Origin of the sequence: Sphingomonas sp. Leaf9 (genome assembly GCF_001421355.1) — a bacterium.
In the GTDB taxonomy this organism is placed as follows: domain Bacteria; phylum Pseudomonadota; class Alphaproteobacteria; order Sphingomonadales; family Sphingomonadaceae; genus Sphingomonas.
Genome location: NZ_LMKC01000001.1, coordinates 429,574 through 455,128, shown reverse-complemented (window position 1 = coordinate 455,128; position 25,555 = coordinate 429,574). Strand labels below are relative to the sequence as shown.

The following is a 25,555-nucleotide window of genomic DNA, read 5'->3' as shown; positions in this document are numbered from 1 at the left end:
CCTGATGACGGCCGTCCTGAGCGGCGTCGTGCTGGCGTTGCTGGTCGGCGCGAGCGCGTGGATGCTGCAGGCCGGCCTGTCCGCACGGCGGCAGGCGGCGGCGGCGGGGGCGATGTTCGATTCGCTCAGCGCCACGTTGTCCGCATCGCCTGCGCTGGCGATGGTGGTGCGCGCCGATGGGCGGCTGCTGCTCGACCGGCCGCTGGCCGACCGATTGGGGCGCAGTGACCTGCCGGCGTCGGTCGCCGATCTGGGCAATGCCGATAGCGGGCTGGAGCCGGGCAGCGCCGATCGGCTGGTCGATGCGATCACCGCCGCGTTGCGCGGGGGCAAGCCGTTCCGCACCGTCGTCCGCGCGACCGGTTCGGCGCGGTCGCTGTTCGCAATCGGCGACCGGGCACCGGCGGCGCTCAACACGCCGGGCGGGGTGCTCGTCTGGTTCTTCGACGCGACCGAATTTCATAATGAGATCGCGACGTTGGGCGCAGAGGCAGAGGAATATCGCGCCGCGTTCGACGCGCTGTCCAGCCTGATCGAAGCGGCACCGATGCCGATGTGGTATCGCGACGACACGCTGCGCCTGGCGATGGTCAACACCGCCTATGTCCGCGCGGTCGATGCGGGTGACGCGGCGGAAGTGATCGCGCGGCAGGTCGAACTGGTCGAGGGCGTCGGCATGGGCGGGCCGCTCGCCAGCGCGGCGATCGCGCGCGACACGGGACAGCCGCAGGCGGCGGCGATGCCCGCGACGATCGGTGGCGAACGGCGGATGCTGCGCGTCCATGACATGCCGCTGCGCGATGGCGGCACCGGCGGCTTCGCGATCGACGTGCACGAGATCGAGGAGGCCCGTGGCCGGCTGAAGCGCAGCCGCGAGGCACAGCGCGCGATGCTCGACCGGCTGTCGGCGGGCGTGGCGCAGTTCGCGCCCGACCGCACGCTCGTCTTCTATAACCAGCCGTTCGGCCGCACCTTTGCGATGAAGCCCGAATGGCTGGCCGACCGGCCCGAGTTCGACCGGGTGCTGGACCGGATGCGCGAGGCGAAGCGCCTGCCCGAGGTTCGCGACTTTCCGGGGTGGAAGACCGAGCGGCGCGACTGGTTCCGCGCGGCAGAGGGCGCGATCGAGGAACAATGGCATCTGCCCGGCGGCACGCACCTGCGCGTCGTGGCGCAGCCGCTGCCCGAGGGCGGCCTGCTGCTGATCTTCGAGGATCGCACCGAACAGGTGCAGCTGGCCAGCGCGCGCGACACGCTGCTCAGGGTCCGCACCGCGACCTTCGACAATCTGTTCGAGGCGCTGGGCGTGTTCGCGGCCGATGGCCGGTTGCAGATCTGGAACGCGAAGTTCCGGCAGGTCTGGGGCCTGGACGACGCCTTCCTCGACAGCCATCCGCGCGTCGATGCGCTGGCTGAGCGGGTCGCCGAGAGTCTGGCCAGCCCGGGCAAGGCGGCGCTGATCCCCGAACTGGTCCGCTTCGCCACGCAACAGCGGATGCAGCGATCGGGCCGGTTCGCGATGGCCGATGGGCGGCATTATGAATTTGGCGCGGTGCCGTTGCCCGATGGCAATGCACTGCTGACCATGCTCGACATTTCCGACAGCCGGCGGATGGAACAGGCACTGCGCGACCGCAACGAGGCGCTGGAGGCGGCCGACCGGGTGAAGACCGCGTTCGTCGCGTCGATGAGCTATGAGCTGCGCACGCCGCTGACCTCGATCAAGGGCTTCGCCGAGATGTTGCAGGCGGGATATGCCGGCAAGCTGACCGCTGATGGCGCGCGCTATACCGACGCGATCCTGGAGTCGGTCGAGCGGCTGGGCGGGTTGATCGACGACACGCTCGACCTGACTGCCAATGAAAGCACGCCGGTCGCGCGGGCCACGGTGCCGCTGAAGATGATCGCGGGCGAAGCGGCCGATGCGGCACGAGCGGCGGCGGCGGCGCGGGGGGTCGAGCTGGCCGTCGAGATCGCGCCGACCGCCGGCGTGATGCTGGGCGATGCGCGGCGGCTGCGCCAGGCGGTGGGCCATCTGCTCGACCATGCGATCGGCGGCTTGCGGCAGGGCGGGCGCGTGCTGCTGCATGTCGATGGCGATGCACAGCGCGCGCGGATCGTGGTATCGGACGACGGGCCGGGCATGTCGAAGGATGCGGTGGCGCGCGCGTTCGACCGCTTTGCGCAGGCCGGGGCGACGCGGGTCGGCGAACGGGCGCTCAGCCTCGACCTGCCGCTCGCGCGGCAGGCGGTCGAGGCGCATGGCGGGACGATCGAACTGGTGTCGGAGAAGGGCGTCGGGACGCTGGTCACGATCGACCTGCCGCGCGAGCCGTGATGCACCTGGCGGACGAAGCGGCGGCGCACGCGCTGGGTGCGAGGCTGGCGGCGGTGGTGCGGCCGGGCGACGTCATCGCGCTGTCGGGCCCGCTGGGTGCCGGCAAGACCAGTATCGCGCGCGGGCTGCTGGCGGCGCTGGGGCTGGCGGGGGAGGCACCGTCGCCGAGCTTCGCCATCGTCCAGCCCTATGACCCGCCCGAAGTGCGTCTGAGCGTCCTGCACGTCGATCTCTATCGGATCGAGGATCGGCAAGAAGCGCGCGAGCTGGGGCTGGACGAAGCGGACGACGCGCTGTTGCTGGTCGAATGGCCCGAACGGCTGGGCGACGACCATTGGCCGGAAGCGCTGTGGCTGAGCCTCGCGTTCGACGACGGCGGCGGGCGGCGCTTGACAGCGCGCGTGCCGGACGCTTGGGAAGGGCGATGGCCGCTGACCTGAACCCGCGCGATGCGGCTGTCCCTTTTCTTGCCGACGCCGGTTGGGGCGATGCGCAGATATTGCCGCTGGCGGTCGATGCGTCGTTCCGCCGCTATTACCGCGTGATCGAGGCGGGGCGCAGCGCGGTGCTGATGGACGCGCCGCCGCCCGAGGATACCCGCAAGTTCGCGCATATGGCGGCATGGCTGGGTGAGCGCGGCTTTTCGGCGCCCGCGATCCTGGCCGACGATGCCGCTGCCGGCTTCATGCTGCTGGAGGATTTCGGCGACATGCGGATGCGCGAGACGGTCGACGCCGCGCCCGAAAGCGAGGGCCGGCTGTACGCCGCCGCCGTCGACCAGCTGCTGCGGCTGCAACGCCATGAACCCGCGCCCGTGCCACCGTACGACCGTGCATTCATCCTGCGCGAAGCGAACCTGCTGATCGAATGGTATTGCGATGCGCTGGGGCTGTCGGTCGATATCGAGGGCTATGTCGCGGCATGGAACGCGGCGTTCGACGCGTTGCCGGAAATGCCGGTCGTCACCGTGCTGCGCGACTATCACGCCGAAAACCTGATGTTGCTCGACGATGCGCGGCTGGGCCTGCTCGATTTTCAGGACGCGCTGGCCGGCCACCCCGCCTACGACCTCGTATCGCTGCTACAGGACGCGCGGCGCGACGTGCCGGCGGTGGTCGAGGCGTCGATGCTCGCCCGCTACCGCGAATCGACCGGCGCGGGGGACGGGTTCGACGCTGCCTATCACCTGTTCGGGGCGCAGCGGAATGCGAAGATCCTCGGCATCTTCACCCGGCTGTGGCGGCGCGACGGCAAGCCGCGCTATGGCGCGCTGTGCCCGCGCGTCTGGCGCTATCTGGAGCGTGACCTGACCCATCCGGCGCTCGCCGGGGTCGCGCGCTGGTTCGATCTCAACATCCCGTCGCCCAAGCGCGGCGATCCGCAGGAACTTGCATGACCACCCTCCGTTCGATCCGCCCGCATCCGCAAGCGACGGTGCCCGAAACCGCGATGGTGATGGCGGCGGGGCTGGGCAAGCGGATGCGCCCGCTGACCGCGATGCGGCCCAAGCCCTTGGTCGAGGTCGCGGGCAAGCCGCTGATCGATCACGTGTTCGACCGGCTGCGCGGGGCAGGGGTCAAGCGCGCCGTCGTCAACGTCCACTACCTCGCCGATGCGATGGAAGCGCATCTCAAGCACCGGGTGAAGGGCATCGACATCGCGGTGTCCGACGAGCGCGCGAAGCTGTTGGAGACCGGCGGCGGGCTGGTGCAGGCGCGCGACCTGATCGGCGACCAGCCGTTCGTCTGCGTCAATTCGGACAATCTGTGGGTCGATGGGCCGGTCGATTCGATCAAGCTGCTCAGCAGCCTGTGGGATGACGCGAAGATGGACGCGCTGTTGCTGCTGGTGCCGCAGGCGCTGGCACATGGCCACCGCGGCCAAGGCGATTTCCATATCGATGCGGCGGGCCGCATCACCGGCCGCCGGAAGCCCGGCCGGCTGGCACCGTTCGTCTTCACCGGCGTGCAGATCCTGTCGCCGCGCATCATCGCCGACTGGCCCGAGGGTGCGTTCTCGACCAACCTGTTCTGGAACCGCGCGATCGAGGCGGGGCGCGCCTATGGCGTCGCGCATCAGGGGCTGTGGTTCGATGTCGGCACCCCTTCGGCGGTGGGCATGACCGAAGCCGTCCTTGCCGATGGCTGAGGGCACCCGCCTCAGCCTCTACACCATCCCGATCCACCGGGCGTTCGCCGATGCACTGGCGGTCGGGCTGATCCGCCGGTTCGGCGGCGACCGGCTCGCGCTGGCGCAGGGCATGGTGCTGGTGCCCACCAACCGCGCCAAGCGGACGGTGCAGGAAGCGTTCGTGCGCGCCAGCGGTGGCGGGCTGCTGCTCCCCCGGCTGGTCGCGATCGGCGATCCCGAACTGGACGAAGGGATCGGCAGTTTCGCCGACCCGGCCGATCAGACGCCGATCCCGCCCGCGATCGACCCGCTGGCCCGGCGGATGATCCTCGCCCGGCTGGTGACCGAGGAACGCCAGCGTGCCGGCCGCCCGGTCGATGCGGCGGAGGCGGTGCGGCTGGCGGGTGACCTTGCCGCGACGCTCGACCAGCTGCTGGTCGAGGAGATCGATCCGGCGCGCTTGCGCACCCTCGATCTCGACGAAACGCTATCGGCGCATTGGGAGCGGTCGCTGGAGCTGTTCCGCATCGTGCTCGATCGCTGGCCGGGCGAATTGGCGGCGCTGGGGCGGATCGACCTCGCCGACCGGCGCACCCGGCTGCTCGGTCGGCTCGGCGCGCGCTGGGCGGTCGATCCGCCCAAGGGGTTAGTCTGCGCGGCGGGCATCGCGACCAACGCGCCCGCCATCGCCCGCATCCAGCGCTGCGTCGCCGGGCTTCCGCGCGGCATGGTCGTGCTGCCCGGTCTCGACCTCGCGATGGAGGACGAGGCATGGGAATCGCTTGGCCCCCATGCGCCCGATCCGGTGACGGGGCGGCGCAGGCGGTCGATCGAGACCCATCCGCAATATCACCTGAAGCTGCTGCTCGACCGGATGGGCGTCAGCCGCCACGAATTCGTGCGGTGGCAGGCGGCGAGCGAGCATGACGCGACGCCGACCCGCAGCCGCGCCATCGCCACCGCGCTCAGCCCGGCCGAGCGCACCCATCACTGGATCGACGTCCCCGCCGCCGACCGGCGCCTGTCGGGCGTGCGGATGGTTGAGCTGGCGACCCCGGCCGAGGAGGCGCAGGCGATCGCCGTCGCACTGCGTGAGGCGCTGGAGACGCCGGGCCGCACCGCCGCGCTGGTGACCCCCGACCGGATGCTGGCGCGGCGGGTCGCGGCGCACATGGCGCGCTGGGGCGTCGGGGTCGACGATTCCGCCGGGCAGCCGCTGTCGCTGCTGGCTCCGGGCACGCTGCTGCTGGCGCTGGTCGAGGCGGCGGCCCAGGTGTTCGCCCCGGTTGCGCTGCTGTCGCTGCTCAAACATCCGCTGGTCCAGAGCGGCGAAGCGGAACAGCGGGTGGTGTGGCTCGATGGCGTCCGTCGCCTCGACCGGGCGCTGCGCGGGCCGCGGCCCGCGCCGGGACTGGCCGGGATCGACCGCCATCTGAGCGAGGGGGAGCCGCGCGACTCGGCGATCCGCGCGGCGGCGGCGAGCTTCTGGGAGGTTGCTTGCCCGCTGCTGACCCCGCTGGCCGAGGTCTTCACCGCCGGGCCACAGCCGCTGGTCCGGTTGCTGACCGTGCTGCGCGAAACCGCGACGACGCTGGCCGGCGATGCGGCGTGGAGTCGGCCCGAAGGCCGCGCCGCTGCCGAACTGATCGCCGCGCTGGAGGAACAGGCGGCGATCGGCCCGCCGCTGGTCGACCCACGCGTCCTGCCCGCGCTGCTGCGCACGCTGCTGGACGAGGTGGCGGTACGCCCGCCGCAGGGTGCGCATCCTCGCCTCGCCATCCTCGGGCTGCTGGAGGCGCGGTTGCAGACCGCCGACCTGATGATCCTCGGCGGGCTGAATGAGGGGGTATGGCCCGCGCTGCCGTCGCCCGATCCGTGGCTCGCCCCGCGCATCCGCGCCGATCTGGGGCTGCCGGGCTTGGAGCGCCGCATCGGCCTTGCCGCGCATGACTTTGCCGGGGCGATGGGCGCGCCCGATGTCGTGCTGACCCGCGCCGCGCGCGATGCCACCGCGCCGACCATCGCGTCGCGGCTGTGGCTGCGGTTGCAGGCGCTCGACGACAATCTGGAACGCGCCGGGCATTTGCGCGACTGGGCGCGGGCGATCGACCGGCCCGCTACCTATGCCGCCGCATCGCGTCCGGCACCCCGCCCGCCGGTGGCGCTGCGCCCGCGCCGCATCTCTGTGACCGAGGTCGACCGGATGAAAGCCGATCCCTACGCCTTTTATGCGCGGAGGATGCTGCGCCTGTCGCCGCTGGATGCGGTCGATGCCGATGCGACCGCCGCGTGGCGGGGGACGGCGGTGCATGGCGTGCTGGAACGCTGGGCACGCGAGGATGGATTGGACCCCGCGAAGCTGCGGCGGCGGTTGCAGGCGCTGTCCGACGACCCGCGCACCCATCCGCTGCTGCGCGCGCTGTGGGTGCCGCGCCTGCGCGAAGCGATCGACTGGGTCGCGGCGCTGACCCACGAAAAGCTGGCCGAGGGGCGCGACGTCGTGGGCGTCGAATGCGACGGCGTGCTGGAAATCGCCGGGGTCGAGCTGTCGGGGAAGGCCGACCGGATCGACCGCGCCGCCGACGGCACGCTGGCGATCATCGACTACAAGACCGGCAAGGCGCCCAGCGGCAAGGCAGTCGCTGCCGGCTACAGCCTGCAGCTGGGGCTGCTGGGGCTTATGGCCGAGCGCGGCTGTTTCCCGCAGGTGCGCGGCACGGCGGCGGCGTTCGAATATTGGTCGCTCATCAAGGACAAGGACAGTTTCGGCAAGATGACCACCCCGGTCAACGCCGCGGGCACCGGCGGCCGGATCGCCACCGCCGAGTTCGTCGCGCTCGCGAAGCGGCATTTCGAGGAGGCGGTCGCCCGCTTCCTGACCGGCGACGAAGCATTCGTCGCGAAACTGGTGCCCGAATATGCCGCCTATGCCGATTACGACCAGCTGATGCGCCGCGACGAATGGTATGGCCGTGAGTGAGGTTCGCGCGCTCCAGCGGTTGAAGAACGACCAGGCGGCGGCCAGCGACCCGCACCGCCATGTGTGGCTGTCGGCGTCGGCGGGCACCGGCAAGACCCACGTTCTGTCGGCGCGCGTGTTCCGCCTGCTGCTGCGCGGCGTCGATCCCGCCGCGATCCTGTGCCTGACCTTTACCAAGGCCGGTGCGGCGGAAATGGCCGAGCGCGTCGCCAGCCGTCTCGCGCGCTGGGTCCGCCTCGCCCCTGCGGACCTGAAGGCCGACCTGTTCGCGCTGGGCGAGGATGTGAACGACCCGGCGCTACTGGCGCGCGCGCGCACGCTGTTCGCCCGCGTCCTCGACGCGCCGGGCGGCGGCGTACGCATCCAAACGATCCACGGCTTCTGCCAGAGCCTGCTCGCCGGGTTCCCGGTCGAGGCCGGGCTGGTCCCCGGCTTCCGCCCGCTGGAGGCGCGCGAGGAAGCGGGCATGGCACGCGAGGCGCTGGCCGAATTGCTGGTCGAGGAGCAGCGCACCGGATCGACCCGGATCGGCGACGCCATCGCCGCCATGTCGCTGCGCATGGGTGAGGGCGCGGCCGAGAATTTCCTGCGCGAATGTGCCAAGCGCCCGCAGGCGATGGCCGAGCTGCCAAGCGGCCTCCAGCCGTTCCTGCGCCGCGCGCTCGACCTGCCGTCCGGCCCGGTCGATGAGATGCTGGCAGAGGCGTGCAGCGACGACGCATTCGACTGCGACGCGCTCGAACGGCTGGCCGCCGCCAATCTCAGCTGGGGCACGGCCACCGGCAAGAAGACCCATGCGGCGATCATGGACTGGCTGGCGCGTGCCTCGGCCGAGCGCGCCGCACGTGTCCGCGACGTGCGCAAGATCTTCTTCACGGCCGAGGATACGCTGCGCAAGGCATCGGCCAAGCTGATCGCCGCCGAACCGGACTATGACGAACTGGCCGATGTGGTCGGCGGCCGCGCGGGCGAGCTGGTCGAACTGGCCGCGCAAATGGGCTATGCCGATGCGCTGGCCGACGCGATGGCGGCCGGGCGCGCCTATGCCGATGCCTATGTCCGTGCCAAGCGGCGCGCCGGCGCGGTCGATTTCGACGACCTGATCCGCGAGACGCTGAACCTGCTCGCGCAACCCGGCATCGGCGACTGGGTGCGCTTCAAGCTGGACCAGAGCACCGAACATGTCCTGATCGACGAGGCACAGGACACCAATCCGCAGCAGTGGGCGATCGTCCGGTCGCTGGTGGAAGAATTCTTCAGCGGCGACGCGGTGCGCGCGGCGGGGATGCGGACGCTGTTCGTCGTCGGCGACTACAAGCAGGCGATCTTCGGCTTCCAGGGCACCGACCCGATCTATTTCCGCGCGGCGCATGTCGATTTCGAACGGCGCGCCGCGTTGCCCAGCGAATATCATGGCGATGCGCGCGAACTCGACACGCTCTCGCTGACCCACAGCTTCCGCACGACGCGCCCGGTGCTGGAATTCGTCGATGCCGCCATCGCCACCCTGCCCGAACCGGCGATGGGCATCGACGCGCCCGACACCCATGACAGCGAAGTGCCCGGCCCCGGCACCGTGACCCTGTGGGCGCCGACGGTGGTCGATACCCCCGACGATGCCGAGGAAGGCTGGGTCGATGACGTGACGCGGGTGATCGCTGCGAAGATCGCGCGGGCGATCGCCGGCTGGATCGGCACGCTGCCGCTGGAATCCAAGGGGCGGATGCTCCAGCCGGGCGACATCATGGTGCTGGTCAAGCGGCGCGGTGACCTCGCCTCGCTGATCGTCGCGCGGCTCTATGCCGAGGGGGTGCCGGTGGCGGGCGTCGACCGGCTGCGGCTCGATGCGCCGCTGGCGGTCAAGGATTTGCTCGCTGCGATCCGCTTCGCGCTCCAGCCCGACGATGACCTGAGTCTTGCCAGCCTGCTCGTCTCGCCGCTGATCGGCTGGACGCAGGAACAGTTGCTGGCCGGGGCGCTGCGCAAGGGCGGGAGCCTCTGGCGGCACCTGCGCCAGACGAACAGCGATGCGGTCGAACCGCTGTCGCGCATCCTGCGCCGCGCCGATTTCGCGACGCCCTATCGCTTCCTCGAGGAATTGCTCTCGGGTGAACTGGACGGACGCACCAAGCTGATCGCGCGGCTGGGCGAAGAGGCGCGCGATCCGATCGACGAATTACTCAACGCCGCCTTGTCGTTCGAAAGCGTCGCCACGCCGTCGCTGCAGCGCTTCGTCGAATGGTTCGACCGGGGCGAGGTGGAGATCAAGCGCGACGCGGGCGGTGCGGGCGGCGCGGTGCGGGTGATGACCGCGCATGGGTCGAAGGGGTTGCAGGCCCCGCTGGTCCTGCTGGCCGATGCCGCGATCGACCCGACCAACAGCCGCCGCGATATCGTCCATTGGGCACCCGAAGGCCATGACAGTGCGGCCTTTCCGCTGTTCCGCCCGCGCGGGGCTGAGCGGGGGACGCCGGTCGACGATGCGTTCGCCGCGATCGACCAGCGCGAGTTGGAGGAACATTGGCGGCTCTTCTATGTCGCCGCGACCCGTGCCGAGGAGCGGCTGGTCATCGCCGGCGCGCCGTCCGCCAAATACAAGGGCGTGCCGCCGCCGCTCAGCTGGTACAGCGCCGCCGCCGCGGCGTTCGACGCGCTGGGCGTGGCGGAGGGGGAGGGCGAGCGCGTCTTCACCGGCCTGACCCCGCAGCCGCCGGTCGCGGCGAAGGCGCGGGCCGGCACGGCACCGGTCGTCGGCGCACCCGCGCCCGCCTGGCTGCGCGCACCGGCCCCGGCAGAGGCGCGCCCGCCGCGCCCGCTCGCCCCGTCCGCCGTGGGTGAAGACGAGGTGTCGGACCCGCCGCCTACCGCAACGATGCGCGCGGCGGCGGAGCGGGGCCGGCTGCTCCACCAGCTGTTCCAACGCCTGCCCGACCTGCCGCGGGCCGAGCGGGCCGATGCCGCTGAACGCTGGCTGGCTGGCGCGGCGGGCGTGGCGGATGCCGGCCTGCGCCGCCGGGTGACGCGCGATGCGATGGCGGTGCTCGACGATCCGGACTTTGCCGACCTGTTCGGCCCCGACGCGCTGGCCGAGGCGCCGATCGCCGCCGTGGTCGGTACGCAAGTGGTGGCCGGCACCGTCGACCGGCTGTGCATCGGCGACCGCACGGTGCGCGTGGTCGATTTCAAGACCGGGCGACGTGTACCCGACGACGTGGCCGACATCCCGGTCTATCACCTGCGGCAGATGGCGGCCTATACCGCGGCACTCCGCGTGATCTTTCCCGATCACGGCGTGGAGGCGGCGCTGCTCTACACCGCCGGCCCGCGGATGTTCGTACTGCCCGATGCGGTGGTCGCTGCGCACAAGCCCGGCTTGGGGGCGGGGGAACAAAGCTTGCCCCGCGAAGCTTGAGGTGCCGACCCCCAGACCATAGATATTGCCGAACCAAGGAGATTATCATGCCGACCAAGACCGTTACCGACGCCAGCTTTTCCGCCGACGTCCTGCAATCCGACAAGCCGGTGCTGGTCGATTTCTGGGCGGACTGGTGCGGCCCGTGCAAGATGATCGCCCCGGCGCTGGAAGAAATCGCCGACGAACTGGGCGACAAGGTGACGATCGCCAAGGTCGACATCATGGCCAACCCCGATACCGCCGGGTCGATGGGCGTGCAGTCGATCCCGCTGCTGAAGCTGTTCAAGAACGGCCAGCCGGTCGCCGACCTGCTTGGCGCACGGCCCAAGAGCCAGTTGAAGGCATGGCTCGAGGGCGAACTGGGTTGATGTTGCTGGCGGCGCTGCTGTTACAGGCGGCAGCGTCGCCGGACGCCAAATTACGGCGGCTCGTGCGGGTACCTCCATGCGCTCGCGAAGCGGGCGAAGGCAGCCGCAAGTATCTCGTATATCGCGGGGACCGGATTTGTGTCGATCTCGACCTGCCGCGTGTCTACGAAGGCATCTGGATCGACGAGTTCGAAGGACAGGCTTTTGCAGAGGGCGCGAACAGTCGCGCCGATCTTAACCCCACCAATCGCCTACCGTGGCTCAATACGTACGAAGCGCTGACGCCTTTCACCAAACCCGCTGGCAGCAAGGGGCTGTATTATGGGCGGCTTTACAAGGTCAGGTTTGTTGGGCGGCAGGCTGTCGACATGAAGCGTGAGCCTATGCTGGGATACGGGCACTTCAATTTATCGCCGGGGCTGATCGTTCTCAACGAGATGCTCTCGATCACGCCGCTCGATACCGAGCATTGACCATGATGCTCGCTTGGAACCGGCATTTACACTGATCTGACCGGGAAGAAGCTGAAAGCCTGTCCGCTATTGATCCAGCGTTGACGAGTACCCGCCCCAGCGCGCTCAGCTACGATAATCGGCGTTGATCGAAATATACCCATGCGTCAGGTCGCAGGTCCACACGGTGGCGTGGCCTTCGCCCAGATGCAGGGTCACGCCGATCTCGACCTCCTGACCCTGCAGATGCGCAGCGACCGGCGCTTCGTCGTAACCGGCGACCGCCAGCCCGCCCTCGGCCACCTGCGTCGTGCCGAAGCGGATCGACAGCTTGTCGCGCTCGGCCGGTTCGCCCGCCTTGCCGACCGCCATGACGACCCGCCCCCAATTGGCGTCCTCCCCGGCGATGGCAGTCTTCACCAGTGGCGAATTGGCGATGCTCATCGCGATGCGGTGGGCGCTGCCGTTGCTCTCCGCGCCTTCGACGGTCACCGCGATGAACTTCGTCGCACCTTCGCCATCGCGAACCACCAGATGCGCGAGCTGGCGGCACAGCTCGTGCAGCGCCGCTGAGAACGCATCCGCGCCGTCATCGTCGAACGACGCAATCGGATCGTTGCCCGCCGCCCCGGTCGCAAAGGCCAATACGGTATCGCTGGTCGAGGTGTCGCCATCGACCGTGATGCACGAAAAGGTCCGCCGGTTGGCTGCTTCCAATGCGTCTTGCAGGAACACCGGATCGACCGCGGCATCGGTGAAGATGAAGCCGAGCATCGTCGCCATGTCCGGCGCGATCATGCCCGACCCCTTGATGACGCCCGACAGCTTGACCGTGCGGTCGCCGATCTTCGCCGTCGTGAACGCGCCCTTGGTAAAGGTGTCGGTGGTGCCGATCGTCTCGGCGACCGCTTCCCAGCCACAGGGTTCGGCGACGAAGGCGGCGTCCAGCCCGGCTTCGGCCTTGTCGATCGGCAGCGGCACGCCGATCACGCCCGTAGAGGCGACGAAGACGTCGGACGGCTGGCATTCCATCGCCTGTGCGGTGCGCGCGGCGATCGCCTCGACAGCGGCGCGGCCCCGGTCGCCGGTAAAGGCATTGGAGTTTCCCGCGTTGACCACCAGCGCCCGCGCCCGGCCCAGCACCAGCGCGCGGCGGCACCATTCGACCTCGGGCGAGGGGCATTTGCTGTTGGTCAGCACGCCGGCGACCGCCGTGCCTTCGGCCAGCGTCACGAAGGTCAGGTCGCACCGGTCCCAATTCTTGTACCGCGCCCGCGCGACGCGCAGCGTCACGCCCGCGATCGGCGGCAGCGCGGGGAACGGCGTGGCGAGCGGGGATACGGCAGTCGACATGGGCGCTGTGTCCGGTCTAGCCTGCGCCGGTAAGCGGGGCAGGGGGATGAGTATGCGACGGTTCCTACGCATGGGCGCGGCGGTTGCAACGCTTTGTTGGGGTGGCGGGGTGATTGCGCAGACTCCGCCTGAAAGGGTCGGTCCCGCGACATGGTTGACCGATGATGATTATCCTGCGGAGGCGCTTCGGCGCGGCGAAGAGGGTGTGGTGAAGTTTGCGATCGATGTCGATCGGCGGGGCAGGGTTGCAGGATGCCGTATTCTCCAGTCGGGTGGCCTGACACTGGATGAGGCGACCTGTCGCGGGATGGTGACGCGATTGCGCTTCAAGCCGGCCCGTGACGCGGATGGAAAGGCCGCTGCTGGCGTATGGCAACGGGAAATGCGCTGGAGATTGCCAAGCCGATCTGCCGTCAAGTAGATCAACCGCCGCTGGACGCCGGCCCGCCGCGTCCCTATGTCTCGCCACTATGCGCCGGGCGACCCGTCGCGAAACCAAACCGTCTGGACGTATCGCTTGCGTTTGCTGCTGTTCCTCTCTGCGCTGCTGACGGGCCTGACCGGCCTGCTGCCCGGCGTGGGAGTCGCGAATGCGCGGCAGGTCGCACAGGCGCAGGTCGTCGCCGCACAGATCGCGGTCGCGGTGGTCGAGGGCGGGTCGGTCGCAGCCGCGCGGCCGGTACAGCCTTACGCGCGCGATCCGCAGCCATTGTTCCTGACGCCCGCGCCCCGGTTCGCGGTGCGCGCACGCACGCTGCGCACCCACGAATAGCGCGTAACCGCGCCTTTTCGACCATCCCCATTCTGCGCAGCCGCCGGCATTCGGCGCGGCGCGCACGCCTGATCCCAAAGGAAATTCGCCCATGTTCGGTGGCCTCGCCAAATCGCTGTTCGGGTCGTCCAACGACCGTTACGTCAAATCGCTCGGGTCGATCGTCGACAAGATCAACGGCTTCGAACCCACGCTGACCGCCATGTCCGACGCGGAGCTGGCGGCGCAGACCCCGAAGTTCCGCGAACAGCTGGCGAACGGCGCCAAGCTCGATTCGCTGCTGCCCGAAGCCTTCGCAACCGTGCGCGAAGCCGCGCGTCGCGTGCTGGGCATGCGCCATTTCGACGTGCAGATGGTCGGCGGCATCGTGCTGCACCGGGGCGAAATCGCCGAGATGCGCACCGGTGAAGGAAAGACGCTGGTCGCGACGCTCGCCTGCTATCTGAACGCGCTGCCGGGTGATGGCGTACACGTTGTCACCGTCAACGACTATCTGGCGCGGCGCGACGCGGCACAGATGGGGCAGGTGTACGGCTTCCTGGGTCTCACTACCGGCGTGATCGTGCCGAACATCGCTGATCACCAGCGCCGCGAAGCGTATGGCGCCGACATCACCTATGGCACCAACAACGAATTCGGCTTCGACTATCTGCGCGACAATATGAAGTTCGACCGCGCGTCGATGACGCAGCGGCCGTTCAACTTCGCGATCGTCGATGAGGTCGATTCGATCCTGATCGACGAGGCGCGCACCCCGCTCATCATCTCGGGTCCCACCGACGACAAGTCCGACCTGTACCGCTCGGTCGACGAGATCGTGAAGCGCCTGAGCGCCGACGATTACGAGAAGGACGAAAAGCAGAAGGCGATCGTGCTGACCGAGGACGGCACGGAAAAGGTCGAACGGATGCTGGAGGATGCCGGGCTGCTGTTCGGCGCGAACCTCTACGACTTCGAAAATACGCAGGTCGTCCACCATGTGAATCAGGCGTTGCGGGCGAACATGATGTTCAAGCGCGATACCGATTACATCGTGAAGGACGGCAAGGTCGTCATCATCGACGAATTTACCGGCCGCATGATGGACGGCCGCCGCTGGTCGGACGGTCTGCACCAGGCGACCGAGGCGAAGGAAGGCGTGACGATCGAGCCGGAGAACCAGACGCTCGCCTCGATCACCTTCCAGAATTATTTCCGCATGTACCCGAAGCTGTCGGGCATGACCGGCACGGCGGCGACCGAAGCACCCGAATTCTTCGACATCTACAAGATGAACGTCGTCTCGATCCCGACCAACGTGCCGGTGCGCCGTGTCGATGAAGAGGACGAATTCTACAAGACGCTGGACGACAAGTTCCGCGCCATCGCCAAGAAGATCCGCGAACATGCGTCGCAGGGGCAGCCGGTGCTGGTCGGCACCGTCTCGATCGAAAAGTCGGAGCTGCTGTCGGAGTTTCTCACGCAGGAAGGCGTCGACCACAAGGTCCTGAACGCCCGCTACCATGAATCCGAAGCGCATATCGTGGCGCAGGCCGGGCGGCTGGGCGCGGTGACGATCGCGACCAACATGGCCGGTCGCGGTACCGACATTCAGCTGGGCGGCAACCTCGAATTCCGCATGCTCGACGAACATCCCGATCTGGTCGAGGGGACGAGCGAATATGACGCCGCCGCCGCGCGCATCCGGGCGGAGATCGTCGAGGAAAAGCAGAAGGTGCTGGATGCCGGCGGCCTGTTCGTGCTGGGCACCGAACGCCACGAAAGCCGCCGCATCGACAACCAGCTGCGCGGCCGGTCGGGGCGTCAGGGCGATCCGGGCCTGTCGCGCTTCTACCTCTGCCTCGACGACGATCTGCTGCGGATTTTCGGGCCGGACACGTTGTTCGCGAAGATGATGCGCAACAATATCGAGGATGGCGAGGCAATCGGCAGCAAGTGGCTGTCCCGCGCGATCGAAACCGCGCAGCGCAAGGTCGAGGCGCGCAACTATGACGTGCGCAAGCAGGTCGTCGAATATGACGACGTGATGAACGACCAGCGCAAGGTCATCTACGAACAGCGCGCCGACATCATGGACGCCGAAGCGGTCGGCGACGTCGTGGTCGACATGCGCCACGCGGTGGTCAACACCGTCGTCGGCGACGCGGTGCCGCCCGACAGCTATCCCGAACAGTGGAACGTCGAGGGGCTTCGCGAACAGGCGCAGGAGCTGCTGGGCGTCGATGCGCCGGTCGCCGAATGGGTCGCGAACGAAGACGGCCTCGACGCGGAAACGCTGGAAGAGCGTATCCGCACCGAAGCTGACGCGCTGGTCGATGCCAAGTCGGCCGAACTGGATGCCGACAGCTGGACCCAGATCGAGAAGTCGATCCTGCTCCAGACGCTCGACCATCACTGGAAGGAGCATCTGGCGATGCTCGACGCACTGCGCGCCGTCATCCACCTGCGCGCCTATGCCCAGAAGACGCCGATCAACGAGTATAAGCAGGAGGCGTTCGCGCTGTTCGAACGGATGCTGGGCAGCATTCGCGAGGACGTGACCCGCACGATGGCGCACGCGAACTTCAATTTCCAGGCACCGCCCGAACTGCCGGAACTGCCCGATTTCCTGACGATGCATATCGACCCGCTGACCGGCGAGGACGACAGCTGGGGCGGGGAGGGCACGCCGGGGCTGGTAACGACCCGCGTGCCGATGCTGCAGATGGCCGCCCCGCAGCCCGACGAGGAACTGGGCGACGATCCGGCCAGCTGGGAAGGCCGCGTCAGCCGCAACGCGCCGTGTCCGTGCGGGTCGGGGCGCAAGTACAAGCACTGCCATGGGGTGCTGGTGGCGTAAGGCTGCCGCCGTCCCATAGTTGACGGCTAAAGCGTACCCCTGCGCAGGCGGGGATCTAGGGTCACGGGCGACGACGCTTGCGGCTCTGGATCCCCGCCTGCGCGGGGATACGCTTATTGGCGAGGCGAAGGCCCGATCGCCAGTTGGCGACCCACCGCTCTCCCCCCGTCACCCCGGGCTTGACCCGGGGTCCCGCTCCCTTTTCTTCCGCGGCCGATGAAGAAGCGGGACCCCGGATCAAGTCCGGGGTGACGAGACTGGCTGGTGTCGCTGCCAATATGCGAGCGTCCCCAACGCACTCCGCCAATGCAATACGTCCAACCTCCACGGACAGGCCCGCCCAGCAAAAAGGCCGCCGCTCCCCCACGGGAACGGCGGCCTTTCCGCAATTCAGACCCAGACGCCACTTACCGGCGCGGTTCGGGCTCCATCACGCTCGGCCCGAGGCTCTGCAGCACCGCACGGGCATCGAACGCCCGAACGTTGTTGCCGGGCTTGGGACCGCGACCCAGCACGATTTCCGCCATCGCCTCATATTTGTCGACAGTGCGGATATCGACCGAGCGGTCGAAGAACGGATCGCCCCAGAACGGGTCCCAGGCGCGCCAGCCGAACGCCGGGCTGCGATAGCGCCATGCCGGGCCCCAGCCGCCAAAGCCGAAGCCGCCGCCCCATCCCCCGAAGCCGCCACCGACGCCTGGCGTCGAATAGGTGCGGCTGCGCAGGTTGGTGTCGCGATCGGCCATGATGAAATAGTCATAGCCACGCTCCAGCGTCAGCTGCGCCGCGCGATAGAGCAGATAGCGCTCGACCGTTTCACGCGACGTCAGGCTGTTGCCCGAAAAGCTGACCTGATAGCGGTTCGGCTCGATCTGCTGGTCGCTATAGCCGTTGCGATAGAATCCCGAGCCCGAAGCGGGCTGATACGGGGTCGGCGTCGCGCAGGCGGCCAGCGCCAGCGCCCCGACAAGGGTGGTGCCGATCGCCCGCAGGCGGGCACGCGGGGTAGGGTTCAGCAACATCAGTTTCTCCAATGCCGCCATGGCTACCGACCCATGGCGTCGTTCCATTGCGAATGAAACGATCCGCCGGGGGTTCGGGTCCGTGGACTTGAGCCGATGGACCGTGCCGTACATCAGATTAGCCGTTGCTGAACGCGGCCTTACCAAGATGCACCAATGCCATAGCCCAAAACGACCAAAGGCGGAGCATCAGCCCCGCCTTGTCCGCCCGGTCGTGCCGGGGTGTCGCTGGCTCCCTGAGTAGGATTCGAACCTACGGCCGCTCGATTAACAGTCGAGAGCTCTACCGCTGAGCTATCAGGGAACAACTGCGAGGCCGCGTCTCTACCAGCGGATTCGGGCTTTGCAAGCGGTTATTTTCACTTTCTCGCCTCAGCCGGCAAACTGCTCCATCGTGATGCGGTCGTCGAGCGCGTGTTCGGGGTCGAACAACAGCGTCAGGTCGCGCACCCGATCCGCCGCGATGTCCACCTGCGCCACGTCGCGCACTTCGCGCTGGTCGGCGACGGCCGAGACGGGGCGCTTCTCCGGCTCCAGTACGCGCAGCGTAATGCGCGCCTTGTCGGGCAGGATGGCACCGCGCCAGCGCCGCGGGCGGAACGGGCTGATCGGGGTCAGCGCCAGCATCCCCGACCCCATCGGCAGGATCGGGCCGTTGGCCGACAGGTTATAGGCGGTCGATCCGGCGGGGGTGGCGGCCAGGATGCCGTCGCAGACCAGTTCGGGCATCACCACCCGGTCGTTGAGCGATACCTCCAGCTTCGCGGTCTGGCGCGTTTCGCGCAGCAGCGAGACTTCGTTGATCGCGGGCAACACGCGCTGTTCGCCGTCCATCGTCGTCGCGGTCATGGTCAGCGGCGATACGCGGAACGGCTTGGCCCGGCCCAGCCGCCGGTCCAGCTCATCCATGCGCCATTCGTTCATCAGGAACCCGACCGTGCCCAGGTTCATGCCGAACACCGGCACCGTCCGCCGCCGCTCCAGCAGCATGTGCAGCACCTGCAACAGGAACCCGTCGCCACCCAGCGCGACGATCAGGTCGGCATCCTCGACCCCCACCCAGTCGTAGCGGGCGCGCAGCGTTTCCTCCGCCGCGCGCGCCTGTGCGGTGGGGGAGGCCAGCAGGGCAAGGCGCGTGGTCATCCGCCGGTCACACTCATATGGCGGGCAACGGCGGGCGCCGCCCCGGTTTCGATACGGAAATCATGCGCGGCGGGCTTGCGCGGCAGGGCGGCGTCCAGCACGGCATCGACCGCCGCGATCCCGCCCTCGCGCAATGCATCCTTCAGGTCGACATGATCGTCATGGCCGAGACAGAGGTACAGCTTGCCCTCGGTCGTCAGCCGCACCCGGTTGCACCCGGCACAGAAATTGGCGGTCAGCGGCGAGATGAGGCCCAGCCGGTTGCCATGTTCGCCGACCCGCCAGTATCGTGCCGGCCCGCCGGTCTGGTGGTTGTCGCGCGTCAGGGTGAAGCGGTCGGACAGGGTGTCGAACACGCGGGTCAGCGGCACGAAGCGGTCGGTGCGATCCTCGTCGATCGCGCCCAGCGGCATGGTTTCGATCAGCGACAGGTCATGCCCCTCGCGCCCGCACCAGTCGAGCATGTCGCCGACATGCTCCTCGTTCAGGCCTTTAAGGACCACCATGTTGATCTTGACCGCCAAGCCCGCGTCACGCGCGGCGGCGATGCCGTCCAGCACCTGCGCGACGTCGCCATGGCGCGTGACATAGCTAAAGACGTCGGGCTCGAGGCTGTCGAGGCTGACATTGATCCGGCGGATGCCGGCAGCGGCCAGCGCCGGCGCATGTTCGCGCAGCCGGGTGGCGTTGGTCGTCATGGTCAGTTCGGACAGGCCGTTCCCAACCATCCGGCCCAGCCGCTGGGTCAGTTCGGTCACGCCGCGTCGCACCAGCGGCTCACCGCCCGACAGGCGGATCTTGTCGATCCCGCGCGCCACGAACCGTTCGGCGATCAGCGCGATCTCCTCGAGGCTCAGCAGCTTGGCGCGCGGCAGGAAGGTCATCGCCTCCGCCATGCAATAGCGGCAGCGCAGGTCGCATCGATCGGTGACCGATATGCGCAGATAGCGGATGGTACGGCCATGCGCGTCGATGAGGGAAGGGGCGCAGGACATTACCGGCAAAGCTAGGGTGCCGACCCCGGAATGGCAATGACCGGGGCTGCGCGCTTTTCGTGCCGAACCTGCCCTGTCCCGAGCGGGGGGCGGGGCGATCAGCCGGTCATGTTGTAAGACCGAACCATACGGACGGTCCATTGCCGCCGCGCGCAGGGTTTCATACAGTCCGCGCCGATGGGTGGGAATTGACCGCATGGTCGGGGCATGAGGCGGCGCAGCAGCGCGCGCTGTTCGTACTGTCGTTTCGGCAGCGGGACGAACTCGCCGCCATCCTGTCGCGGGCCGGCTGGCGCGTCGTTGCCGCCCGCCGTGCCGATGGCCTGCGCCAGCGCGTCGCCGCCAGCGGGACGGCCATCGCGATCGTCGATGCACGCGGCGCGATCGACGAGGGGATTGCCGCCACCGCCGAATTGTCGCGCATCGCCGGCCATGGCGATGCGCTGCTGGTGCTGGTGTCGCGCGGCGATGTCGACCGGCTGGGCGCGCTGCACGATGCCGGCGCGACCCATATCCTGGTCAGCCCGATCGGCGGCGAAGTGCTGTTGCAGGCGGTGCGATCGGCCGAGCGCCATGTCGTGCGCATGGGCGGCGGCTGGCACGATCCGGCGGCCGGGGCGGGGGCGCCGCTCGGCTGGCGGCACGATGCGGAACGCGGCACGCTGCAACTGACGCCCGCGCTGGCGGAGGCGACCGGCTTTGCCGAAACCAGCGATCCGCGCGCGCTGTTGCGGGCACTGGGGCCGGACGGGCGTCGCATCGCGCTGGCGGGCCTCCGGCGGCTGACCGATAACCTGCCCGCCACCGCCTTTGCCCATGACCTGCCGGGCCTTGGGCGGGTCGTGCAGCATGTCGCGCGCGATCGGCATAGCGGGCGGCTTCATGCGTTGATCGAACCGCTGGCGCGCGTCGGCGATATCGGCGCGGTGGTGCGCGAGGCGCTGGGGTCGGTGCGCGACCATGCCGGGGCGGAGCGCTGGCTCGATCGCCGGATCGAGGGCGGCGAGCGTCCCGGTATCCGCGTGCTGGCGGTGGCCGGGATCGATCCGGTGAACCGGCAACAGGGGCGGGTGGTCGGCGATGCCCTGTTGCGTGCGGTCGAACGGCGGATCGAACAGGCGGTGCGCGACGCCGGCGTCGCCCGCGCGGCGCTGGCGCGGCTGGGCGGGACCGAATTCGCGGTGCTGTTGCCGCATGGCAATGACGACGGGCTGGAGGAGGCGCTGAAGCAGGCGCTGGCGCGGCCGTTCGTCGCGGGCAGCACGATGGTGTCGCTGGCGTTGCGGCAGGCGTGCGGCGTCGCGCAGGGGGACGAAACGGGGGAGCAGCTGATCCGCCGGATACAGCGGGAGCTGCCCGGTGTCCGTTCGGACGATCCGCACGAGCCGCCGGCCGAGGACAGCGCCGAACGGCTGGCGGGCGAGGTCCGCCGTGCGATCGACCGGGGGGAGGTTACCATCCGGTTCCAGCCGCAGGTCGACCTGCTGGCCGGGCGGATCGTCGGGGTCGAGGCCCTGGCGCGGTGGGATCATCCCGACCGTGGCGAGCTGGGCGCGGAACTGCTGTTCGCCGCCGCTGCGCAGGCGCGGCTGGCCGGCAGCCTGTCGGCGCATGTCCAGCATCTGGCGATGCGCATCGCCGCGCGCTGGGACGCGCCGCTGTCGCGGCTGCGGCTGTCGATCAACGTGACGGCCGAGGACGTGGCGCAGCCCGATTTCGCCGAAACGCTGCTGGCCGCCGCCGATGCGAGCGGGTTTCCGCGCGACCGGTTGACCGTCGAGATCACCGAAAGCGGGCTGATCGCCGAACTGGGCGAGGCGGCCGGGCTGCTCGCGACGCTGCGCGCCGCCGGATGCCGCGTCGCGATCGACGATTTCGGCACCGGCTATTCCAGCCTCGCCTATCTGAAGGCGCTGCCGCTCGACTATCTGAAGCTCGACCGGCGGCTGACGCAGGATATCGTCGGATCGCATCGCGACCGGGTGGTGGTGCGCGGCGTGATCGACATGGCCCGCTCGCTCGACCTGACGATCATCGCCGAAGGGGTGGAAACGGTCGAACAACGCGACGCACTGGCGACCGAGGGGTGCCAGCTGTACCAGGGCTTCCTGTGCGCCGAACCGCTGACCGTCCCGGCGCTGACGGCGTTATTGGGGTAGGGGTAGCCCCAACCGCAACGTCACCCCGGACTTGATCCGGGGTCCCGCTTCTTCTTCTCCCGACCGAAGCCCTCAATACCGCGCGATCGACAAATCCGCCGTCTCGATCGCCGCCCGCTTGCCCGACATCAAATCGGCGATGACCGCCGCCGACCCGCAGGCCATGGTCCACCCCAGCGTCCCGTGGCCGGTATTCAGGAACAGGTTGCCATACTTCGTCGCGCCGACGACCGGCGTGCTGTCGGGCGTCATCGGGCGCAGGCCGCTCCAATAGCTTGCCCGCGACGTGTCGCCGGCACCGGGGAACAGGCTGCCCAGCGAATATTCCAGCGTCGCCCGCCGTGCTTCGGGCAGGTCGTTGTTGAAGCCTGAAATCTCCGCCATGCCGCCCACGCGGATGCGATCGCCCAGCCGGGTGATCGCGACCTTGTAGCTTTCGTCGAGCAGCGTCGATACCGGCGCGCGCGCTTCGTCGACGATCGGCACGGTGATCGAATAGCCCTTGACCGGATAGACCGGCAGCTTGAGGCCCAGCGGCCGGACCAGCTTGGGTGAAAAACTGCCCATCGCGACCAGATAGGCATCGCCGGTGACGGTGCCGTGATCGGTTTCGACGGCGGTGATCCGGTCCCCCTGCCGCACCAGGCGGCGGACGGTCGTGCCCATGCGAAACTCGACCCCCGCGGCCGTCGCCATCTCGGCCAGCCGGTTGGTGAATTTGAAACAATCGCCCGTCTCGTCGCCGGGCAGGCGCAGGCCACCTGCCAGCGGCAGGTTGCTGCCCGCCAGTCCGGGCTCGGCGGCGATGCACCCGGCGCGGTCGAGCACTTCGTAGGCGACGCCATCGGCCTCCAGGACTGCGATATCCTTGTCGATGCCGGCCAGCTGCTTTTCCTCGCGGAACAGCTGCAGCGTGCCCTGCGTCCGTTCGTCATAGGTGATGCCGGTGGCGGCGCGCAGCTCGATCAGTTGGTCGCGGCTATATTCGGCCAGGCGCACCATCCGCCCCTTGTTCACCGCATAGTCGCGCGCATTGCAGTTGCCGAGCATCGCGACCAGCCAGCGCAGCATCGCCATGTCCAGCTGCGGGCGCAGGATCAGCGGGGCGTGCTGCATGAACAGCCACTTCACCGCCTTGGCCGGGATGCCCGGCGCCGCCCAGGGGGAGGCATAGCCCGGCGAAATCTCGCCCGCATTGGCAAAGCTGGTTTCGAGGGCCGGCCCGGCCTGTCGGTCGATTACCACGACCTCATGCCCCGCCTGTGCCAGATACCATGCGGAGGTGACGCCGATCACCCCCGCGCCCAGGATCACGATCCGCATGTTGCGTCCTCTTGTTCGCGCAAGGCCACGATCCGCCGGGCATGGCGGTGGCGCAGGCTGGTCAGGATTTCATAGGCGATGGTGCCGGCATCCGCCGCGACCCGGTCGATCGTCTGGTGCGGACCGATCAGCTCGGCATGGGGCGTGGCGACCAGCAGGTCGAGGGGTACATCGGTCACGTCGATGCAGATGCTGTCCATCGACACCCGCCCGGCTATCGGCGCGCGCACCCCCGCGACATAGGCCGCGCCGCGATTGCTCAGCATCCGTGGCCAGCCATCGGCATAGCCATAGGACAGCGTGGCGATCCGCCGGTCGTGGTCGGCGACCGAGGTCAGGCCATAGCCGACGCCGGTCCCCGCCGGCACGTCGCGCCATTGCACGATCCGCGCATCGAGCGCGACGACCGGCCGCATCGGATTGGGCCGGTCCTCCTGCGGTGCACCGCCGTACAGCGCGATGCCCGGCCGCACGAGGTCGCCATGGAAGCCGCCGTCCAGAAAACTGCCGCCCGAATTGGCCAGCGAACGCGGTGCCTGCGGCAGCATCGCCGCCAGTTCGTCGAACCGCGCGCGCTGCGCCCCGTTGGCCGCCGAACCGGGTTCGTCGCCGCACGCCAGATGGCTCATCACCAGCACGACGTCGATATCGGCCAGCAGCCGCGGATCGGCGGCGATCGCCGCCACCTCCGCCGGTGCCAGGCCAAGGCGCGACATGCCGCTGTCGACCTGCAACGCCGCCGGCAGTCGCCGCCCGTTGATCCGCGCCGCCGCGCCCCAGCGGGCAATGTCCGCCGGGCAGTTCAGCACCGGGATCGCATCGGCATCGACCAGCGCCGCTTCCTCACCCGGCGCGATCCCGTTCAGCACGAACAACCGCGCATCGGCGGGCAGCGTCGGGCGCAGCGCATGGGCTTCGCCGGTCAGCGCGACGAAGAAATCACGGCACCCGGCGCGATACAGCGCATCGGCGACCGGGACGGCGCCCAATCCATAGCCATCGGCCTTCACCACGCCCGCCGCCCGCGCCGGAGCGACGCGCGCCGCGATCATCCGGTAATTGGCGGTTAGTGCGTTCAGGTCGATCGTCAGCAATGCCATCGGTCCTCGTCTCTCCATCGAACAGCGTAGCGCCGAATCCGTCGCAGGTTTTGCGATTGTGTCGAACGTCCTGCCATATTAGCGTTCCGACGCAACGAAATGCGGCACGGACGCAACGAAAATGAATCTCGACGCCATCGACCGCAAGCTGCTGAACCTGTTGCGGCTCGACGCGCGCAAACCGAACAACGCACTGGCGGCGGAGGTCGGGCTGTCGCCATCGGCCTGTCTGCGGCGCGTGCGGTTGCTGGAGGATGGCGGCGTCATTCGCGGCTATACCGTCGTCACCCGCGCCGACCCGGCCGATCACGGCGCGACCGTCATCGTACAGGTGACGCTTGAGCGGCAGACCGAGGAATATCTCTCCCGTTTCGAAGCCGCGGTACGCCGCCATGCCGAAATTCAGGAATGCTGGCTGATGACCGGCCAGTCCGATTACTGGCTGCGCGTCGCGGTCGAATCGGCGGCGGCGTATGAGGCGCTGCACACCGACATCCTGTCGCGCCTGCCCGGCGTCACGCGGATCAACTCCAGCTTCGCGATGCGCAACGCACTGATGCCGCGCCGCCGGGGATAGGGCGCGCGAGCGTTCGCGTCAGCGCATTCCCGCCAGCTTCTCCGCCGTCCGCACGTCATGTGCGACCACCGCACCGCTCAACCGGTCGATCAGCCGGAGCAGCCCGCCGCCACGGGTCGCGCTGTCGTCCGGCATCACCTCGCTGCCCCATTCGCGGGCCAGCGCCTCGATCCGGCCGGTGCGGTCCAGCGTCATCGACCGGAACGGCAACAGGGTTGCGGGGGAGGCGAAGCGGGTGCTGCCCGCGTCCAGTTCAGGGTCGACCAGGATCGCGCCCGCCACCCGCTGCACATAATGGCTCGGCGACAGTCGCGCCCACCACGCCGCCGCGCGGCAGCCGGCACCATGCGCCAGCAGAATCACCTGCCGATCGGCATCGCCCACGAACCGGTCGATTCGCGCGCCCAGCATATTGCGGTCGGCCGGCGTCTCGCGTCCCAGCGGCAGCAACGTCGCGCGCAGGCGCTCGATCGCGTCCTGCAAGGCAGGCGGCGGGGTCCCGTCGGACAGGGCAAGGACCGAATAGCGGGTATTGGCAACGGCAACCATCGTGTCGTCTCCCGAGCAGCGCGAGGGCAGGGGAGAGGCT

Annotated in this window: 20 protein-coding genes and 1 tRNA gene; 13 read left to right on the top strand and 8 right to left on the bottom strand. The window is 68.9% G+C overall.

Translation table 11 applies throughout. The features are described from left to right. Positions 1-4 precede the first annotated feature (4 nt). From ASE58_RS02185 to ASE58_RS02150, 8 genes are read left to right on the top strand one after another with little or no spacing between them, the layout of a single operon-like run. Positions 5-2,338, top strand: coding sequence for a sensor histidine kinase (locus ASE58_RS02185; RefSeq protein WP_055818126.1), 2,334 nt, complete (start codon positions 5-7; stop codon positions 2,336-2,338). Next, entirely contained in the window at positions 2,338-2,778 is a 441-nt protein-coding gene (gene tsaE, locus ASE58_RS02180; protein ID WP_055817489.1) for a tRNA (adenosine(37)-N6)-threonylcarbamoyltransferase complex ATPase subunit type 1 TsaE, read from the top strand. The genes ASE58_RS02185 and tsaE overlap by 1 nt, the downstream gene beginning before the upstream one ends. After that, positions 2,763-3,734, top strand: coding sequence for an aminoglycoside phosphotransferase family protein (locus ASE58_RS02175; RefSeq protein ID WP_055817487.1), 972 nt, complete (start codon positions 2,763-2,765; stop codon positions 3,732-3,734). Before tsaE ends, ASE58_RS02175 begins: the two co-directional genes overlap by 16 nt. Next, complete coding sequence (locus tag ASE58_RS02170) at positions 3,731-4,486, top strand: nucleotidyltransferase family protein (protein ID WP_055817484.1); 756 nt, start codon at positions 3,731-3,733, stop codon at positions 4,484-4,486. The genes ASE58_RS02175 and ASE58_RS02170 overlap by 4 nt, the downstream gene beginning before the upstream one ends. Then, positions 4,479-7,448: a double-strand break repair protein AddB gene (gene addB / locus ASE58_RS02165; protein ID WP_055817482.1), complete on the top strand. Its 2,970-nt coding sequence runs from the start codon at positions 4,479-4,481 to the stop codon at positions 7,446-7,448. The genes ASE58_RS02170 and addB overlap by 8 nt, the downstream gene beginning before the upstream one ends. Further along, complete coding sequence (gene addA, locus ASE58_RS02160; protein ID WP_055817480.1) at positions 7,435-10,860, top strand: double-strand break repair helicase AddA; 3,426 nt, start codon at positions 7,435-7,437, stop codon at positions 10,858-10,860. The genes addB and addA overlap by 14 nt, the downstream gene beginning before the upstream one ends. 47 nt (positions 10,861-10,907) lie before the next feature. Continuing rightward, the gene (trxA, locus tag ASE58_RS02155) at positions 10,908-11,231 is read left to right on the top strand and encodes a thioredoxin (protein WP_055760313.1); all 324 of its coding nucleotides are present in this window, start codon (positions 10,908-10,910) and stop codon (positions 11,229-11,231) included. Further along, positions 11,231-11,704, top strand: coding sequence for a hypothetical protein (locus ASE58_RS02150; protein ID WP_055817478.1), 474 nt, complete (start codon positions 11,231-11,233; stop codon positions 11,702-11,704). The genes trxA and ASE58_RS02150 overlap by 1 nt, the downstream gene beginning before the upstream one ends. A gap of 105 nt (positions 11,705-11,809) precedes the next feature. Here the strand turns inward: ASE58_RS02150 and argJ are convergent, their stop codons facing one another. Continuing rightward, entirely contained in the window at positions 11,810-13,036 is a 1,227-nt protein-coding gene (argJ, locus tag ASE58_RS02145; RefSeq protein ID WP_055817476.1) for a bifunctional glutamate N-acetyltransferase/amino-acid acetyltransferase ArgJ, read from the bottom strand. On the opposite strand from argJ, the gene ASE58_RS18510 reads away from it, so the two are divergent. From ASE58_RS18510 to secA, 3 genes are all read left to right on the top strand, one after another. Next, positions 13,035-13,457 carry an energy transducer TonB gene (locus ASE58_RS18510; RefSeq protein ID WP_082467545.1) on the top strand — a complete coding sequence of 141 codons (423 nt, stop codon included), beginning with the start codon at positions 13,035-13,037 and terminating at the stop codon, positions 13,455-13,457. The genes argJ and ASE58_RS18510 overlap by 2 nt on opposite strands. Before the next feature lie 96 nt (positions 13,458-13,553). Continuing rightward, positions 13,554-13,808, top strand: a complete 255-nt coding sequence (locus tag ASE58_RS02140; protein ID WP_156347562.1) for a hypothetical protein — start codon at positions 13,554-13,556, stop codon at positions 13,806-13,808. Between the two features lie 91 nt (positions 13,809-13,899). Further along, on the top strand, positions 13,900-16,647 hold the full coding sequence (secA, locus tag ASE58_RS02135) for a preprotein translocase subunit SecA (RefSeq protein ID WP_055817472.1): 2,748 nt from the start codon (positions 13,900-13,902) through the stop codon (positions 16,645-16,647). Positions 16,648-17,054: 407 nt separating this feature from the next. On the opposite strand, the gene ASE58_RS02130 is transcribed toward secA, so the two are convergent. From ASE58_RS02130 to moaA, 4 genes are all read right to left on the bottom strand, one after another. Then, on the bottom strand, positions 17,055-17,669 hold the full coding sequence (locus ASE58_RS02130; protein WP_235513460.1) for a CC0125/CC1285 family lipoprotein: 615 nt from the start codon (positions 17,667-17,669) through the stop codon (positions 17,055-17,057). Between the two features lie 229 nt (positions 17,670-17,898). Continuing rightward, positions 17,899-17,973, bottom strand: a tRNA-Asn gene (locus ASE58_RS02125). Positions 17,974-18,041: 68 nt separating this feature from the next. Beyond that, entirely contained in the window at positions 18,042-18,812 is a 771-nt protein-coding gene (locus tag ASE58_RS02120; RefSeq protein ID WP_055760357.1) for an NAD kinase, read from the bottom strand. Continuing rightward, positions 18,809-19,807 (bottom strand): GTP 3',8-cyclase MoaA, encoded by a 999-nt coding sequence (gene moaA / locus ASE58_RS02115; protein WP_055817470.1) that lies wholly within the window; start codon positions 19,805-19,807, stop codon positions 18,809-18,811. Before moaA ends, ASE58_RS02120 begins: the two co-directional genes overlap by 4 nt. A gap of 188 nt (positions 19,808-19,995) precedes the next feature. On the opposite strand from moaA, the gene ASE58_RS02110 reads away from it, so the two are divergent. Then, positions 19,996-21,966 carry a GGDEF domain-containing phosphodiesterase gene (locus tag ASE58_RS02110; RefSeq protein WP_235513459.1) on the top strand — a complete coding sequence of 657 codons (1,971 nt, stop codon included), beginning with the start codon at positions 19,996-19,998 and terminating at the stop codon, positions 21,964-21,966. A gap of 72 nt (positions 21,967-22,038) precedes the next feature. On the opposite strand, the gene ASE58_RS02105 is transcribed toward ASE58_RS02110, so the two are convergent. Then, complete coding sequence (locus tag ASE58_RS02105) at positions 22,039-23,289, bottom strand: D-amino acid dehydrogenase (RefSeq protein ID WP_055817468.1); 1,251 nt, start codon at positions 23,287-23,289, stop codon at positions 22,039-22,041. Then, a complete protein-coding gene (gene alr / locus ASE58_RS02100; protein ID WP_055817466.1) occupies positions 23,277-24,389 on the bottom strand; it encodes an alanine racemase in 1,113 nt (370 codons plus the stop codon). The genes ASE58_RS02105 and alr overlap by 13 nt, the downstream gene beginning before the upstream one ends. Positions 24,390-24,510: 121 nt before the next feature. Between alr and ASE58_RS02095 the strand changes: the two genes are divergently transcribed. Further along, a complete protein-coding gene (locus tag ASE58_RS02095) occupies positions 24,511-24,966 on the top strand; it encodes an Lrp/AsnC family transcriptional regulator (RefSeq protein ID WP_055761572.1) in 456 nt (151 codons plus the stop codon). Positions 24,967-24,984: 18 nt separating this feature from the next. Here the strand turns inward: ASE58_RS02095 and ASE58_RS02090 are convergent, their stop codons facing one another. Further along, on the bottom strand, positions 24,985-25,515 hold the full coding sequence (locus ASE58_RS02090; protein ID WP_055817464.1) for an alpha/beta hydrolase: 531 nt from the start codon (positions 25,513-25,515) through the stop codon (positions 24,985-24,987). Positions 25,516-25,555: the final 40 nt, after the last annotated feature.